The sequence below is a fragment of the Burkholderia sp. RF7-non_BP4 genome, from assembly GCF_001521935.1.
In the GTDB taxonomy this organism is placed as follows: Bacteria; Pseudomonadota; Gammaproteobacteria; order Burkholderiales; family Burkholderiaceae; genus Burkholderia; species Burkholderia diffusa.
The window spans coordinates 1-1,091 of sequence record NZ_LOTA01000017.1 but is presented as its reverse complement, the minus strand read 5'-3'; the positions used below and the strand labels follow the sequence as shown (position 1 = coordinate 1,091).

Below are 1,091 nucleotides of genomic sequence, written 5' to 3'. Positions count from 1 at the left end.
TTCGTGCGCATCGAAAACGTCGTGAAGAAGTTCGGCGACAGCACGGCCGTCGACAACGTCAACCTGACGATCGCGAAGAACGAATTGTTCGCACTGCTCGGCAGTTCGGGCTGCGGCAAGTCGACACTGTTGCGCATGCTCGCCGGGCTGGAAACGGCCACCTCCGGCAAGATCTTCGTCGACGGCGAGGACCTCGCGTCGCTGCCGCCGTACCGCCGGCCGGTGAACATGATGTTCCAGTCGTACGCGCTGTTTCCGCACATGTCGGTCGAGTCGAACGTCGCGTTCGGACTGAAGCAGGAAGGCACGCCGAAGAACGAAATCAAGGAACGCGTGGCCGACGCGCTCGCGCTCGTGCAGATGAGCAAGTACGCGAAGCGCAAGCCGCATCAACTGTCGGGCGGCCAGCAGCAGCGCGTCGCGCTCGCCCGCTCGCTGGTGAAGCGCCCGAAGCTGCTGCTGCTCGACGAGCCGATGTCCGCGCTCGACAAGAAGATCCGTCAGAAGACCCAGCTCGAACTCGTGAACATCATCGAAAAGGTCGACGTGACCTGCGTGATGGTCACGCACGACCAGGAAGAAGCGATGACGATGGCGAGCCGCCTCGCGGTGATGAGCGAAGGCAAGATCGTGCAGATCGGCACGCCGGGCGAAGTGTACGAATACCCGAACAGCCGCTTCTCGGCCGAGTTCATCGGCTCGACCAATCTGTTCGAAGGGCGCGTGGTCGAGGACGAACCCGATCACATCTTCGTCGAGAGCGACGACCTCGAGGCACGCATGTACGTGAGCCACGGCGTGACCGGCCCCCTCGGCATGCCGGTCGGCATCTCGGTGCGCCCGGAACGCGTGCACGTGTCGCGCGAAAAACCCGGCTCGCATCACAACTGGGCGCGCGGCGTGGTGACCGACATCGCGTACATGGGTGCGTACTCGCTGTATCACGTGCGCCTGCCGAGCGGCAAGACGGTGGTGTCGAACCTGTCGAGCTCGCACCTGATGCACGACAGCGCGCCGGCGTGGAACGACGACGTGTTCGTGTCGTGGTCGCCGGCCAGCGGCGTCGTGCTGACGCAGTGAGGGCGACATGA

General features: G+C 64.1%; 1 protein-coding gene. It reads left to right on the top strand.

The annotated features are described in order from the left end of the window. Nucleotides 1-1,080: ABC transporter ATP-binding protein (locus WS49_RS07615; RefSeq protein ID WP_059526065.1), on the top strand; the 1,080-nt coding region annotated here is incomplete at its 5' end. Nucleotides 1,081-1,091 lie beyond the last annotated feature (11 nt).